12 protein-coding genes are annotated in these 14,079 nt (G+C 58.6%); 2 read left to right on the top strand and 10 right to left on the bottom strand.

The window, feature by feature from the left end; all coding sequences use genetic code 11:
- Positions 1–26 precede the first annotated feature (26 nt).
- Positions 27–914: a metal ABC transporter ATPase gene (locus KVO92_RS13505; RefSeq protein ID WP_217476139.1), complete on the top strand. Its 888-nt coding sequence runs from the start codon at positions 27–29 to the stop codon at positions 912–914.
- Positions 915–975: 61 nt separating this feature from the next.
- On the opposite strand, the gene hldE is transcribed toward KVO92_RS13505, so the two are convergent.
- The 4 genes from hldE to msbA form a co-directional block, all read right to left on the bottom strand.
- On the bottom strand, positions 976–2,397 hold the full coding sequence (gene hldE / locus KVO92_RS13500) for a bifunctional D-glycero-beta-D-manno-heptose-7-phosphate kinase/D-glycero-beta-D-manno-heptose 1-phosphate adenylyltransferase HldE (protein WP_217476138.1): 1,422 nt from the start codon (positions 2,395–2,397) through the stop codon (positions 976–978).
- 81 nt (positions 2,398–2,478) lie between these two features.
- Entirely contained in the window at positions 2,479–3,873 is a 1,395-nt protein-coding gene (locus tag KVO92_RS13495; RefSeq protein ID WP_217476137.1) for a PIG-L deacetylase family protein, read from the bottom strand.
- A gap of 3 nt (positions 3,874–3,876) precedes the next feature.
- Positions 3,877–4,773 (bottom strand): GNAT family N-acetyltransferase, encoded by an 897-nt coding sequence (locus tag KVO92_RS13490; RefSeq protein ID WP_217476136.1) that lies wholly within the window; start codon positions 4,771–4,773, stop codon positions 3,877–3,879.
- Positions 4,773–6,590: a lipid A export permease/ATP-binding protein MsbA gene (gene msbA, locus KVO92_RS13485; RefSeq protein WP_217476135.1), complete on the bottom strand. Its 1,818-nt coding sequence runs from the start codon at positions 6,588–6,590 to the stop codon at positions 4,773–4,775. Before msbA ends, KVO92_RS13490 begins: the two co-directional genes overlap by 1 nt.
- 35 nt (positions 6,591–6,625) lie before the next feature.
- Between msbA and KVO92_RS13480 the strand changes: the two genes are divergently transcribed.
- The gene (locus tag KVO92_RS13480) at positions 6,626–7,255 is read left to right on the top strand and encodes a toluene tolerance protein (RefSeq protein WP_217476134.1); all 630 of its coding nucleotides are present in this window, start codon (positions 6,626–6,628) and stop codon (positions 7,253–7,255) included.
- Positions 7,256–7,260: 5 nt separating this feature from the next.
- Here the strand turns inward: KVO92_RS13480 and KVO92_RS13475 are convergent, their stop codons facing one another.
- Genes KVO92_RS13475 through KVO92_RS13450 form a run of 6 tightly spaced genes read right to left on the bottom strand, consistent with a single transcriptional unit; the run spans position 7,261 to position 14,033 of the window.
- Complete coding sequence (locus KVO92_RS13475) at positions 7,261–7,803, bottom strand: serine acetyltransferase (protein ID WP_254621435.1); 543 nt, start codon at positions 7,801–7,803, stop codon at positions 7,261–7,263.
- 17 nt (positions 7,804–7,820) lie between these two features.
- Positions 7,821–9,014, bottom strand: a complete 1,194-nt coding sequence (locus KVO92_RS13470) for an O-antigen ligase family protein (RefSeq protein WP_217476132.1) — start codon at positions 9,012–9,014, stop codon at positions 7,821–7,823.
- The gene (locus KVO92_RS13465; RefSeq protein ID WP_217476131.1) at positions 9,011–10,123 is read right to left on the bottom strand and encodes a capsular biosynthesis protein; all 1,113 of its coding nucleotides are present in this window, start codon (positions 10,121–10,123) and stop codon (positions 9,011–9,013) included. Before KVO92_RS13465 ends, KVO92_RS13470 begins: the two co-directional genes overlap by 4 nt.
- A gap of 7 nt (positions 10,124–10,130) precedes the next feature.
- Positions 10,131–11,360, bottom strand: a complete 1,230-nt coding sequence (locus tag KVO92_RS13460; protein WP_254621434.1) for a hypothetical protein — start codon at positions 11,358–11,360, stop codon at positions 10,131–10,133.
- Positions 11,361–11,374: 14 nt separating this feature from the next.
- Entirely contained in the window at positions 11,375–12,292 is a 918-nt protein-coding gene (locus KVO92_RS13455; protein ID WP_217476130.1) for a glycosyltransferase family 2 protein, read from the bottom strand.
- The gene (locus KVO92_RS13450) at positions 12,285–14,033 is read right to left on the bottom strand and encodes a carbamoyltransferase family protein (protein WP_217476129.1); all 1,749 of its coding nucleotides are present in this window, start codon (positions 14,031–14,033) and stop codon (positions 12,285–12,287) included. Before KVO92_RS13450 ends, KVO92_RS13455 begins: the two co-directional genes overlap by 8 nt.
- Positions 14,034–14,079: the final 46 nt, after the last annotated feature.

Here is a 14,079-nt window from a genome sequence, read left to right as displayed (position 1 = left end):
GGCCGCCGAACGACAGGAGGAGCCGAATGCCGCGCGTATTGATCCGTAAGAATCCCACCGCGTTCAAGACCCTGCCCTTGCTCGTCGAGGCCAGCGCAGAAGGTCTGCGCTATCAGAGCCTGGGCCGTCCGCTGAATTTTTCCGAGGTGCTCGAACGCCGGCGCCCGGTGGATGTCGAGGATCCGTCGAGCTTCCGTCTCGAGCTGGCCAATCTCGGTGTCTCGGTGCGCCTGACACTCAGCTGGCAGGGCCAGGAATACTGGGTGCTGGTGCGCCAGCAGCGCGTGGACCGCGGCGATATCGTGCTGAAATTGATTTCCGGCTATGTACCGGCGCACGAACTCAGCCTGCCGCTGCTCACCGCCATCCAGGAAGTGGCTGAAGAATGCCTGCTTGAAACGCCGGAGGGCTGGCTCGCGGGGCGCTTCGGCGACATCTGGCTACCGGCGCCTTATCAGGGCAGCCTGCGTTACCGCGAAGCCGTGCATTTCAACCTGGCGTCGCTGTCCGGTTCGGCCCGGCCGGTCCAGTGTGGGCAAATGACGCTCATGGAACGCCCCAGGGCTTACGTGCACCTGCCTACCGCCTCACTGCAGCTGGTTTATGACATGCGTCTGGAGCTGCCGAAAGAGACCCGCGAGCTGAGCCTGTTCCATGTCGATGAGCGCCTCGAGGACGGCAAGCTGGTGGCCCAGCTGGATCGTAGCCGCCCTGATCTTTACCTGATTCCGTTGCAGCATGGACGGCCTACCGCCTCGTTGCTGACACTGCGCAAGGGCCTGCCGGTACCGGCCAGTACGCGAGGCTTGTGGCTGTCAGAAAGTTTTGCACCGCAGCATGAGTGGGTGGTGCGCGACGAGCGGATACGCTGGCGCGACTGGATCGGCACGACCAGCGCAGCCGTTAGCCGTTAGCCGTTAGCCGTTAGCGGCCGACCCGAACCGACGAGGACGGGACCGACCGCATTGGCGCGCCTCAGCGGCTGCGGATCTTCTCGACGATTGCGGTGGTGGAGCTGTTCTCTACCAACCCGAGCACCTTGACGACGCCACCGTAGGCGGTGACCAGATCGGCACCGACGACCTGGTCGACACCGTAGTCGCCACCCTTGACCAGTATGTCCGGCTTGACCTGCGCCAACAGATTTTCCGGGGTATTTTCCGAGAAGCAGACGACCCAATCTACCGCGCCGAGGCCGGCCAGTACCGCCATGCGTCGATCCACCGAATTGATCGGTCGCCCCGGCCCCTTCAAGCGGCTCACCGAGGCATCGTCGTTGACCGCGACGATCAGACGATCGCCCTGCGCACGGGCCTGCTCCAGATAGGTCACGTGGCCGGCGTGGAGGATGTCGAAACACCCATTGGTGAAAACGATCTTCTCGCCCTCGGCACGCGCGTCTTCGACCGCCGTCAGCAACTGCTCGACCGTCATCACGCCGCGCTCGGAGCCCTCTTCACGCTGCACGGCACGACGCAGCTCAGGTGCACTGATGCATGCAGTGCCCAGCTTGCCGACGACGATTCCGGCCGCGAGATTGGCCAATGCCACCGCGTGGGGCAATTCCTCACCCGCCGCAATCGCCGCGGCAAGCGTCGAGATGACGGTATCGCCGGCGCCGGTGACATCGAACACCTCGCGCGCCCGTGCCGGCAAATGCAGCGGCGAATGCTCCGGTCGCAGCAAGGTCATGCCGTGCTCGCCCCGGGTGACCAGCAACGCGCCAAGCTCGAGGTTGCGCATCAGCTCGGCCCCCTTGGTCACCAGCTCGGCCTCGTCAGCGCAGTGGCCGACGATCGCCTCGAATTCGCCGAGGTTGGGCGTGATCAACGATGCGCCTCGATAAATCTCGAAATCTTTGCCCTTGGGGTCGGCCAGGATCGGAATGCCGCGTTGGCGCGCGGCCCGGATCAGCGCCTGATGGTTGCGCAGCGCGCCCTTGCCGTAGTCCGAGAGGATCAACACCTTGATCCCGTCGAGCAGCCCCTCGACCTGCGCCAGCAACGCCGCTGGATCGGTTTCGAAGGGCTCCTCGAAGTCCATCCGCAGCAACTGCTGATGACGGCTCATGACGCGCAGCTTGATGATCGTCGGCTGATGCTCGATGGTTTGGAAATGCGCGCCGACCCCGGCGGCCGCCAGGCTATCGGCCAGGCTTTGCCGCGCCTCGTCGACGCCCGTCACACCGACCAGCGTGGCCGGCGCACCCAACGCCGCAATGTTCAGCGCCACGTTCGCCGCACCGCCCGGCCGATCTTCCACCTGATCGACCCGGACCACCGGAACCGGCGCCTCCGGTGAAATGCGCGAGGTACCGCCATGCCAGTAACGATCGAGCATGACATCGCCAACCACCAGTACGGAGGCTTGGTCGAAACGGGGCATGGAGAGTTTCATGGCGGCTCCGGTGAAGAAGAAAAAACGGCGGCGATCATAGCATGCGTGCGCTTGCCGCCAGCCTGGGCCAGCGGGGCGGCGTCATAGCTTGCGCACCCAGAACAGCTCGTGCCGGCGCACCGCCTTGCGGAAAAACTCGTCATCGCCGGTCGCCGGCCAGCGACGGCCGGCCAGTACCGTTTGGATCAGTCGACGCAGGCGCTTCTTGAGCGGCAATCGGCCCTGCAGGTCATGCTGCATGCCGAGCGCCATGGCCTTGTCCAGCCGCGTGTCGGCATCCAGCAGCGGGCTCCACAACGGCTCGGCCGGTAGCGGTTCGATGGCCGGCGGCAACGCCACGCCGGCGTCAGCGGGCCCCATTGGCCAGCGGTCATTATCGTGCAGGTGATTGGCATACAGCAGCAGCGCTTCCGGCAACCAGTCCCCCTCCTTGATCGCCTGACACAACGCGCGCGTGGCGGCGACATGGTCGGCATGGGGATCCAGTTCCGGATGCGGCGTCACCACCACCTCGGGCCTGAAATGCGTGAGCAGCGCGCGCAGATCCGCCTGCAGGTTCTGCCAGCTGGGAAGGCCATCGTCGTCACCGGGCAATCGCAGCGGGTTGTTGCCGCGCACGCTGCGGATATCGGCTTCGCCCGATTCGCGCGAACCGAACGCCTGCTCGGGTGCCTCGGCCATCGCCGGCAACTGCAGGCAGTAGTACCCCAGCTGCACGCAACGTTGCGGCGGCACACCACCCCACAACGGCACGGCCAGGCTGTCCCAGCTACGCAAGCGCCCCTTGAGCCGCGCCGCAGCGGCAGCGTCGAGTCCGAGGCGGCGATAGCGGCCGGCTTCGATCTCGCCCTGGGTGAGGGTCACGATGACTACTTCGCGGGCCCGGCTGTACAGCCCGAACGCCGCCAGTTCGGCGTCGTCGGCATGCGGCGCGATAACCAGCAGTCGGCGCTCGGCATAGTCCGCACAAGCCATGACGTGCAATGTGGCCTCGGCTTCGACCCGGCAATGGCGCCCATGGATGCTCAGCGTGCCGGCACGCAGCGCACTCTGCTGTCCGGAGAGATTCAGATACCGTCGCCCATCGACACCTCGCTCGAAGTCCTGGCGGTCATCGCCGATGTGCACCTGCGGATCGAGAAAGCGCCCGAGCCAGTTCGCCTTGATACGGACCTCGAGTATCAGCGTGTCGCTATCCGCCCAGTCGGCAGCGGTTCGCAGCCGCCCTTGCTCGAGCCGAACCGCCAGCTGTCGCGCCTCTGGCGGGAAGTCGTAGCGGTAATCGTCTTGCGGCCGATAGAACAGGTGGTCGGCGAACCAGGCTTCGTGCGCCACCCACCCCAGCAGGACCAATGGCGGCACCAGCCACCAACTGAACAGCGCACCGATCAGTAACAGCAGCGTCAACGCGACCAGGAGCGCGATACGCTTGTGCTTGCGGTGACGTTTAAGCAGTTGCTGTTTGCGTGCACTCATGAGTCATACCTGGAAGACCGGAACGCGATGACACCAGCGATCCTTGTACTCGCGGTCCGCACGACCGAAGGAATAGCGCAGCGGCTTGCCCAATGCACGGGCCTCGGCCCAGGCCGTTTGGGTATTGACGAAGCTGAGCACGCTGCCCGGACTGAAATCGCGTTGCTGCGGATCGACGCCGCCATTGATGTATTCAATGGACACCCACTTCGCCGCTTCGACCCGGTAGAGCACCTGAATGGCGATGGGCTGCTCGTCGAGCAACACCACCGAGCCGGTCATGAATTCACGCAATAACGCGAAGACCTCCTGCAGATGGCCTCTGCCAGGCGCCTCGAAATTCCAGCGACGCTGGAACAGATCGGCATACATCGAGGCCTGGTCCGCCGCCGAGTATTCCAGCATCGGACGCAACACGCCTCCGGCCTCCTCCAGCAGACGCTGCTCGCGACGCTGGTTGTAGCGAAACTTCTTGGAGTAGTCCTCCGGCTCGCGCGCCAGCGCCAGCCCCTCCGGCTGCTCACGCAATGCACTGATGCGGCCAGCGTTTAGCTCGGAGACATAGCGTAGGCGCTGGCGCACTGGTACGCAGGCCTGCTCGGCGATTGGAAGAATGATCTCGGCATTACCCAAATCGAACAGGCCACGTTTTCCGGTCTTCTTCAGCACATCCTTGGACAACGCCAGATAGCGCCCCCAGCAAGGAACCGCCGCAACCAACTCCCCCTGGTGTTCCCAGCCCAGGTAGCGCACCGGAATATCGGCGAGGCGGGCCAGACGCTCGACCACCTCCGGATGCGTCGCCACACTGCCGCCATAACGGTGCCAGGCTTGCGCATAGGTCGCCGCATCGATGACCCGCCAGCCGCGTTCACGCCAGCTCTGCAGGAACTGCAACATCAGGCCCCCTGCTCGCCGGTTGCTTCGTCCTTGAACTGCGTGGCGTGCAGCCGGGCGTAGGCACCGTTGGCTACCAGCAACTCGGCATGCGTTCCGCGCTCGACGATACGTCCCTGCTCCATCACCAGGATCAGATCGGCCTTCTCGATGGTGCTCAGCCGGTGGGCGATGACCAGCGTGGTACGCCCTTTCATGACATGGTCCAGCGCACCCTGAATATGCCGCTCGGACTCGGTATCCAGCGCCGACGTCGCCTCGTCGAGGATGAGCACCGGCGCGTTCTTCAGCAGCGCCCGGGCAATCGCCAGACGCTGGCGCTGGCCGCCAGACAGCAACACGCCGTTCTCACCGACCAGCGTCTGGTAACCGTCAGGCATCTGCTCGATAAACTCATCGGCGTAGGCATCACGTGCGGCCTGTCGTATATCGTCCAGCGGCGCGCCGGCCAGATCACCGTATGCGATGTTATTGGCCACCGTATCGTTGAACAGGGTCACCTGCTGGGTGACCAGCGCGATATGCCGGCGCAGATTTCGCAGCGTATAGGACTCGACATCATCGCCATCAAGCAGGATCTGCCCGGCCTCATGGTGATAGAACCGTGGGATCAGGTTGGCCAGCGTCGACTTACCACTGCCAGAGCGCCCGACCAGGGCCACCATCTGGCCAGGCTCGACGGTGAAGTTGATGTCGTGCAGCACGCGCTTGTCGGTGCCTGGGTAGACAAAGTCGAGGTTACGCACCTCAAGATGGCCACTGACCGCTTCGCGCTCGAGCGTGCCCCGATCGATTTCTGGCTCTTCGTCGAGCTGCTCGAAGATGCTCTCTGCGCCAGCTACACCCTTCTGGATCGTCGAACTGACTTCCGATAGCTGGCGAATAGGTTTGGGCAGTAGCCCCGCCAGTGTGATGTAAGCGACCAGATCCCCAGCAGACGCATCACCACGCAGCAGCAACACCAGGAACATCAGTACCGCCATGGCGCTGTAGATAACGAGTTGCAGGCTCGGCGTGTAAACGGCGTTGGTCTTGACCATACGCAACTGCTTGGCTGTGTTCTCAGAACTAGCCGTCAGGAAGCGGGCCCGCTCATAGGGCTCGCCACCGAAGCTGCGCACGACGCGATAGCCCTGGATGGTTTCCGATGCGACATGCGTCACATCGCCCATCGCGAGCTGGATCTTCTTGCTCTGTTTGCGGAATTTCTTGCTGGCGCTCGAGACCATGAAGCCGATCACCGGCAGGATCGCCAGCATCACCAGGGTGAGCTTCCAGTTCATCCACAGCAGCGTGGCGAACAGAAATATCACCGTCATGCCCTCACGCACCACAACCTTGATCGCATCGGTCGCTGCGCCCGTGACCATGGTGACGTTGTAGGTGATCCGCGAGATCAGATGCCCGGAGTTGTGGCTGTCGAAATAACGGTTGGGGAGGGTCAAGGTGTTGTTGAATAGCGCGACTCGCAGATCATGCACGAGGCCGAGCGAAACCTTGGCGAGATAAAAATTCCCCAGGAACGACCCAATGCCTTGCATCAGCGCGATCAGGATGATGAGCAATGGAACGGCTTGCAAGAGCTTGAGCTGAGCCAGCCAGCGCACCTCGTTAAGATGCGGGACCTGGGCGAACAGGCTGGCATCCGGGTTATTCAGACCATCGACAAAAAACTTCAGCATGTAGCCCAGCATCGGCTGGGTAGCGGCGAAGAGCAGAAAGCCAACGAGGCTGATCGCGAATAGCCCCCAGTAAGGAATTACGTAGCGCAGCAACCGCAGGTACACCGTGACACTGGATTGCTGGGTAGAATTGGCCATTCGGCATGCCCCATACGACTGGCTAGAGGAACAAGATGCGGATTGTAACAGCGCAGGAATTGGAAAGCTGGCTGACGGAAGGAAAGGTACTGGAAAAGGATGCGCGCGGACCCAAAGTTCTGGCACTGGCAGACGGGAGTTTTCTGAAAGTCTTCTACACTCGCCGGCGCCCCTTCCTGGCTCGCTTGTTTCCTTATGCACAACGCTTCGCAAAGAATCTTGCCGTTCTGCGTGACTCGGGCTTCAACGTACCTGAAATCATGGACATGTTCTGGCTTGACAAGAGTAATGGCCTGAGCGGTTGCTTATACCAACCGCTGCCTGGCGCCTCGATAGAATCTATTTTCCGCGCCGATCCAAGCCTTATAAAACAGCACCTACCGGAGCTAGCCCACCTTATAAGAAGGCTTCACGAAAATGGCATCTATTTCCGATCATTGCATATCGGAAACGTTATCCTGCTTCCTAACGGATCGCTCGGTCTGATTGATGTTCTAGATCTGCAGAAGAAGCGCAGCCCTCTAGGAAAAAACCTTATCCACCGAAACTTCAGTCATTTACGCAACCACTTAAAAAGAAAGAAGCTTGAACAATTCCCCATAGAGGAACTCATCGAGCTTTATGCGGCGCCTCTAGAAAAAAAACGAGGACCAAGTGAAACCTAAACTGTTTAAGGCTGTATTTCGCCTCCGCAACCAGGCCCGACCAACTCCCTTTTGTTAAAGTAGACACCAGGAGCGGTAATATCCTTATTAATCAACGTCATTGCCCCGACCACCACATTATCGGCAATTGAGATAGCGTCACCTATAATACAAGAATTAGCACAAAGACTTACGTTATCCCCTATACGTATTGATTTTTCCCCCTCACCACCTTTGATACCGACAGTGCACCCCTGCCAGACCTTGAAATTCTTCCCGATCTTGGAATATGCGCTAATCACAATACCGGAAGGGTGGGCAATCCATAAACCCTCGCCGACTGTCGCGCCAAGCATTATTTCAACGTTGTATTTTCGACTTATTCGCTCGTTTAGTATTTTGGCTCGTCGCTTCCAAAAGCGCCCTCCCTCGGCGTGAAGCACGTAGGCAGCACGAAACCAGAACAAATAAGCATAGCGATTGCTTCTTTTATACTTCTGCCTGAGCCGACGCCAAGAAAACTCTTTTTGGCTTCCGCCCAGAATCTCTATACACCAGTATCGCTTCATGCTTTTTAACATTGACGCTACTTAACCTCCGATCGCCCGCCACCTGCACCTTCATACATAAGTATTGCGACTGGCAGCCAAAAAACGATCCAAAACACACTTGGACGCAGAAGAATCACATAGTAATTAGCGATAGAGACGACGATAACGAAGACCATAAGCGCCAGGCCCAGAGAGGCGTAGCCTTGGATTGATCGATTGCGCCATCCACCCAACAGAAGGGTACCGATTAACGCAAGCAGAAGCAGGAGACCAGGAAATCCGTATTCGTAAAAGAATTGCAGGTACAGGCTGTGTGCTTGATTGAAACAACGCCGAATGCCTTCGATACAGATATTCGGATCAGCCCCCGCTCCAGCGCCCCAAAACCAAAACTCGCTCAACTTGGACGACCATTGCCAGAAGATCTCGTCTCGATAACTTGCGTCTATCCCGTCCACGCTCGCGAGAAGTGATAGTCCCGCAATAATTAAGGGAACCCCCACCCAAAGCAGCATGCGAAACTGTCGCGGGGTGAGCGAAACTGCCAAATAAGCTACAATTGCAATCAAGAGGCCGACCCAGACCCCTCGCGAGTAAGTAAAATAGCAATACGCGGAAGCGCCAATAAACGCGATTAGCAACGAGAACCTGATCCCACCTTTTTCGCGTAGCGACAGGCAGAGCGCCATGATCGCCACGACACCAAAGTACAAAGCAGATACGATCGGATTCCCAAAATCTGCCATTTTGTGGCTATTCCATGAATCCAGCCTGAATGCTCGAAAGCCAAAGCCTCGGTTATCGATGAAGAGCGCTTGAAACAGACTGAGCCAGGCAAATACCGCCGCAGTAAAGACAACAAACAGAAGCATGATTCGCCAGAGAGTCCTGTCCTGCATCACCACGCCAATGGCTAACACATAGAGATATACATAGAGAAGCAACCGCAGCCATTTCCAGGGTTCGCCAACGCTCCCCTCGTTGAATACAGAAACAAGGGCTACCCAAAAACACAGGGCCATTAGCACGCTAAACGAAGCTCTATTCAACGGCGGCCATAATTGCTTACCGAAAACGAGCGCGGCGAGTGCCGGCGCAAATAGCATTAAGTTTGTGATGGTAGCGTAACGACTACCATCAGAAATAAAGCAAATCCCCGCAAGCTGTAGATACAGCCCGATCGCGAGCAATACTCGCAAGGGGGCATGGAGCGACGAGGGTAGAATCATGCTGCTAAGGCCTCAATTCTCCTAGCCACCGTTGCATAATGTTCCGGACCTGCGTCTTGCCAACGGCCCGGCACGCAGTATTCATCCCGAAGATAACTTATGAATGCCTGTCGCATCTCTTCGCTGAGCCCCCAGGCGGGTAGCTTTTCCAGCAAAGCGAGAGCCTCTGTCGCATTCTGAGCCCTGGCTGCAACGCCTTCGACAGCATAGAAAGCCTCGCCCAAAACCAACACAGGCTTCGCCAACAAAATACTCTCAAGGCCGACTGTGGAATTGACTGTAATAACGCAGTCAGCCTTTTCGATTAATTCTTGTGTCGAGTTTCCGTTGGCGAAAATGACCCTATCTGAAGCACGCTTTCCAAGATCGGGGTATTTTACTCGACTCGATGGATGCTCCTTCAGCACCACGACTCTTCCGCTGCGCTGAGCAACCAGTTCTGCAAAAGAGAACAGCTCGCGCATGTTATGTATCCAAGGTGAGAACAGCCGAATTTGCGTATCCCAATCATCTTGAAACGGGATGAAGATGTAGCCACTGGGGAGCTCAACGGACTTGCTTTGACGCTTTGCGTCTCGTGGAACTAGCGACACCGATTGCCCCGCCCGGAGCCGGTCAGGGTATCGCTCCGCATAACTTTGATAGAACTCCGGATCCCTTGGTACCGAGTTGCGATAATTAACGCCCTGGGGGTCAAGTGTTGTAGTCCCAGGAAGCAGTCCATTCTCGAAATACAATCTCAGCACATTTTCCTCACACATGCTCGTGAGGAGTTCGCAATAGCGGTGGCTACCGTTCCACATTGCAACCGCATCGGGCCGCTCCTTACGCAGTAACCGAGCGAAGCGGAGCGCCATGAGCAGCATCTCAAGCATGAGCAAAAACCGATACACAGCGCCATGATACCGACCTTTCGTCGCCCGCTCGCTGCATTTCTCTTGTACCAACCGCCTCCATTCCACTCGACGTAATGCTTGCCGCAGCCCGGAAATCGATGGAAGAGGTAACGTATCCGGCGTGACAACGGTGCCAGCCAGTGCCGAATTTTCAAGAAGGTCGCTGAAGTATTGGATTTGGTGCTTAGCCAAGCCGAGAAACACTACATTCATAAATAGTCTAATATTTTTGAGACGGGGCAGATAAACGAATACCAACAGGCTCCGAGCCGTTCGCCACGGCTCGCACACTATCCACCAAAGAGCTAAGCGGCTTATCGGCATGGCACATGTGGTAGCTCAGAAACTCGGACAAGCGCTCTTTCGTCTTTTCCGGTTCAGCGAGCACCTGATCTACACAGAACGGCAACTGGGCTTCGGAAAGGCTTCTTGGCAACCCAAATCGAGCAACAGAAAAAAAATCCTCGTCCTTTCCGAGCAGCACGAAAGGAACACCAGCACGAGCTACATCCAAGACGGCGTTCGTATAGCCACACAACACAAGATCGAAGTGCCCGGCACATTGCTCAAGCGTCTCGCCTGTAGTCAACAGAGCGATCCGCTCGAAATTCCCTGCGTGGTCCCGCCATGGATAACCTCGCCCGCGCGGATGAAGCTTCACCGAAAGCGTTGCGTCTCGATGTTGGTGAAGCCAGGCCACGACCCACCTGCAATACTGCTGATAGGACTCGGTTTGCTCGTATTCCGGTCCCGAGCCGAGAAATAACAAACGTGGGGCTCGCCTGTTATCGCTTTCGACCCGGACGGTTTTTTTTTGGTCGGTCAAATAGTATGGTCCCGCATAGACAGCGCTGCACTCACCAAAAGCCTCGCCTAACGAAGAAAGGTAGTCATAGGAGCTTCTGCCAAACAAGAGATAGTAGTCGTAATCGAAATAGTCATAGCGACTGGACTGACCTGACGGCACTGAATGCGCCAGATGCATCACTCGCATGCCTTCACTGCGTAGCACCTTAATGAAGCTTGGGACTACCCATCCGTTTCGCTCGGTCAATACCACCTTGGCCCGATAACGTCGCAGAAGAAACTCTGCATGCGCAGCATGCCAGTACAGCAGGAACGGGACTGGCTTGGCAGGCCTGACAAACTGCCGAGTGCGAATCAGCACACCATCTGACTCTTCGATGAACTCCTCAACGTGAAGACCATTGATCTTCAACGCTTGCAAGAAAGCCTTTTTTCTCCCCTGTTCGTACGATTTACGTGAGGGATGTATCAGCAGGACGTCGCATGACGTAATGGGTATATGGCGATTTGCGGCGAACAAGAAAGCCAACAGGCTTTTACCTGCCAACCGGCAGCGCAATCGCCAGGTAGCCAGCCGCCCCTTTCCGCGGCGCACGGGCGCACCTACCACGAACTCACGTAACTGGCGCAACGCGACGCCCATGGGCTGCCCCACGTTCAGCCTTTTCCGCCAAACCAGAGCCGCAACGCTTTGCGGGTGTATGACATCTTGAATATAACCCGCCAGTCAGTCCCGATCGCTTGGCGATACATTTCACGCGCCTCGTCAAACCGCTCGGCGTTTAAAAGCCCACGAAACAACGAGAGGCAGCGCTGAGCTTTGAATGGCCTGCGTAACGACGCCATAGCCGCAGGCACCCGCCCTTTGTCGAACACCTCCTCGACAATGGCCAGCCCCACCGCACAGTCCTGCTTGATGTCGTGCCGCATACTGTCGTCGTGCTTGTAGATCAAAGCCATGGGCGCCACAAGAATCGTGCAGTCGAAGTTTGCAAGCGCTTGGCTGAAGACAGGAATATCCTCGGCGTTGCGGAAGCTTTCGGGGTAGTTCCCGAGCCGAAAGACATCGCGATGGATAGCTGACGCCCCGTTGGCAAGGCCTATCGTTTTTGTCAGCAAATATCCTCTCAACCGCGCCAGCCGATCCTCTGGAAGAGCTGCTGGCAAATGCTTGCGGCGCTTACCATCGGGCCATACCGCCCAATGCCCGCCAATCACCATACGCGTTTGCGGATGATGCTCGAGGTGTTCGCTCAACAACCTTAAGGCATCCGGCGCCAATTCGTCATCTGCATCCAGAAATACCAGATAGGCTCCTTTAGCTTCTGCGATACCGAGGTTGCGCACCGAGGAGAGCCCGCCGTTAGGCTTACGAATCATGCGAAACCGTGCAGAATGTCTGGCTTGCAACTCCGCGAGCACAGCAGGAGTTTCGTCGGTAGAGCCATCATCGATTACTAATAGCTCGCTATGCTCGCTCAGTTGAGCAATTACCGACTCGACTGCACGAGGGAGCGTTTTCGCGTAGTTATATGCCGGTATGACGACGGTAATCAGCAAACTAGACCTACTCATACCAATCCTTGCCGTCCTTGACCACGAGGATGTCCTCCATGATCAAGTATTGCAGGTCGGAGCCATAGAACATGTTCAGCGCATCGGTCGGCGAACAAATCATGGGCTCGCCGCGGCGGTTGAGCGAGGTGTTCAGCGAGACGCCATTGCCGGTGAGCTTTTCCAGCTCCAGCATCAGGTCGTACCAGCGCGGGTTGTGGCGGCGTTCGAGGACCTGGGCGCGTGAGGTGCCATCCTCGTGGACCACTTCGCCCACACGCTCCTTCCAGCCCTCGTTGACCTCGAAGGTGAAGGTCATGAAGGGGCTCGGATGATCGACCTTGAGCATCTGCGGCGCCACGGTGTCGAGCATCGACGGGCAGAAGGGTCTCCAGCGTTCGCGGAACTTGATCTGCTCGTTGATGCGGTCGGCCACACCCGGCACGCTTGGGCAGCCGATGATGGAGCGGCCGCCCAACGCACGCGGGCCGAACTCCATGCGGCCCTGGAACCAGGCGACCGGGTTACCATCGACCATGATCCGGGCGATGCGCTCGGGCGTGTTGGGGATTTGCTTGAACACCGGTTTGCTCGGATGGCGCGCACAGGCGGCGATCACGTCTTCGTTCGAATAGGACGGGCCGAGGTAGACGTGCTCCATCTTCTCGACCGGCACGCCGCGCTGTACCGATACATAGGCCGCCGCGCCCACCGCGGTGCCCGCGTCGCCCGAGGCTGGCTGAACGAACAGCTCCTTGACCTCGTCGCGCGCGATGATCTTCTGGTTGAGCTTGACGTTCAGCGCACAGCCGCCAGCGAAGGCGATCTTGCCGGTCTCGCGGATGATGTCGCCCAGGTAGTAATCCATCATCTGCAGTGCGAGCTTTTCGAACAGCGCCTGCATGGCGGCGGCGTAATGGATATAGGGGTCGTCGGCGATGTCGCCCTCGCGCTTGGGTCCCAGCCACTCGATCAGCTTCGGCGAGAAGTAGTAACCCTTGCCCTTTTCCTTGTAACGACGGAAGCCGATGACGTTGGCGTACTCGGTATTGATGGTCAGCTCGCCGTTCTCGAAGGTCGCCAGGCGCGAGAAGTCGTACTTGGCCGCATCGCCGTAAGGGGCCATGCCCATCACCTTGAACTCGCCATCGAGCATCTCGAAGCCGAGGAATTCAGTGATCGCGCCATACAGCCCACCCAGCGAATCCGGGTCGTAGAATTCCTTGATCTTGTGGATCTTGCCGTTCTCGCCCCAGCCGAAGAAGGTGGTGGCGTATTCGCCTTTGCCATCGATGCCGAGGATGGCGGTCTTCTCGGTGAAACCGGAGCAGTGGTAGGCGCTGGAGGCATGGGCCAGATGATGCTCGACCGGCTGCAACTTGACCTTCTTCAGGTCGAAGCCCAGTTGCTGCAGGCACCATTCGATGCGCTTCTTGTAGCGGTAGTAGCGGCGGTTGCCCATGAGGATGGCATCCAGCGCGCGGTCCGGCGCGTACCAGTAGCGCTTGGCGTAATGCCAACGGGCTTTTTCGAAGATGCTGATCGGGGCGAAGGGAATCGCCACCACGTCGACATCCGCCGGCTTGATGCCGGCCTGCTCCAGGCAGAACTTGGCGGACTCGTAGGGCATGCGGTTCTTGGCATGCTTGTCACGCACGAAGCGCTCTTCTTCGACGGCAGCGATCAGCTTGCCGTCGACGTACAGAGCGGCGGAAGGATCATGACTGAGAGCGCCGGATAGGCCGAGAATCGTCAATGCCACGGGTAATGCCTCTTCAAAAGCAGCTGGACGCTCAGGGCCGGGGGGC

The sequence above is a fragment of the Stutzerimonas stutzeri genome (assembly GCF_019090095.1).
Classification (GTDB): Bacteria; Pseudomonadota; Gammaproteobacteria; order Pseudomonadales; family Pseudomonadaceae; genus Stutzerimonas; species Stutzerimonas stutzeri_AN.
Note: the sequence above shows the minus strand (reverse complement) of the source record. Positions and strands in the feature narration are given on the sequence as shown.

What these genes read in the sequence shown, in the direction of transcription:
- KVO92_RS13505 (WP_217476139.1), top strand. Translation starts at nt 27, where the DNA reads ATGCCGCGCGTATTGATCCGTAAGAATCCCACCGCGTTCAAGACCCTG.
- hldE (WP_217476138.1), bottom strand. Translation starts at nt 2,397, where the DNA reads ATGAAACTCTCCATGCCCCGTTTCGACCAAGCCTCCGTACTGGTGGTT.
- KVO92_RS13495 (WP_217476137.1), bottom strand. Translation starts at nt 3,873, where the DNA reads ATGAGTGCACGCAAACAGCAACTGCTTAAACGTCACCGCAAGCACAAG.
- KVO92_RS13490 (WP_217476136.1), bottom strand. Translation starts at nt 4,773, where the DNA reads ATGTTGCAGTTCCTGCAGAGCTGGCGTGAACGCGGCTGGCGGGTCATC.
- msbA (WP_217476135.1), bottom strand. Translation starts at nt 6,590, where the DNA reads ATGGCCAATTCTACCCAGCAATCCAGTGTCACGGTGTACCTGCGGTTG.
- KVO92_RS13480 (WP_217476134.1), top strand. Translation starts at nt 6,626, where the DNA reads ATGCGGATTGTAACAGCGCAGGAATTGGAAAGCTGGCTGACGGAAGGA.
- KVO92_RS13475 (WP_254621435.1), bottom strand. Translation starts at nt 7,803, where the DNA reads ATGAAGCGATACTGGTGTATAGAGATTCTGGGCGGAAGCCAAAAAGAG.
- KVO92_RS13470 (WP_217476132.1), bottom strand. Translation starts at nt 9,014, where the DNA reads ATGATTCTACCCTCGTCGCTCCATGCCCCCTTGCGAGTATTGCTCGCG.
- KVO92_RS13465 (WP_217476131.1), bottom strand. Translation starts at nt 10,123, where the DNA reads ATGAATGTAGTGTTTCTCGGCTTGGCTAAGCACCAAATCCAATACTTC.
- KVO92_RS13460 (WP_254621434.1), bottom strand. Translation starts at nt 11,360, where the DNA reads ATGGGCGTCGCGTTGCGCCAGTTACGTGAGTTCGTGGTAGGTGCGCCC.
- KVO92_RS13455 (WP_217476130.1), bottom strand. Translation starts at nt 12,292, where the DNA reads ATGAGTAGGTCTAGTTTGCTGATTACCGTCGTCATACCGGCATATAAC.